This is a genomic window from Vogesella mureinivorans, assembly GCF_007644035.1.
GTDB lineage: Bacteria > Pseudomonadota > Gammaproteobacteria > Burkholderiales > Chromobacteriaceae > Vogesella > Vogesella mureinivorans.
Map to the genome: position 1 here is coordinate 1 of NZ_VMTV02000686.1, position 265 is coordinate 265.

1 protein-coding gene is annotated in these 265 nt (G+C 43.0%); it reads right to left on the reverse strand.

What is annotated here, in order from left to right; translation table 11 throughout:
* The coding region (locus FLQ44_RS17740) for a transcription antitermination factor NusB (RefSeq protein WP_276607874.1) at window positions 1-265 on the reverse strand (265 nt) is incomplete at both ends.

The window sequence follows — 265 nt, forward strand, 5'->3', positions numbered from 1 at the left end:
TTTAGTCGTTTGAACAGCCAACTCGGTAAGCCATGCGTTTGACTCAGCGCAGTTTCAAATTCTGATGTTTCACGTGAAACACGACGAAGGATAGCATTGACCAAGCCGCTCATTGGCTCAAATCCTAGTTGTTTAGCTGCATTGACTGTTTCTGAAATCGCTGCATGTGCAGGAATACGCGTACATAAGAGTTGGTATAACCCAAGATATAAGCAACTTTCAAGCGCTTCATTGTCCAATGGTTTTGTTAATAGCGGAAGCGTAA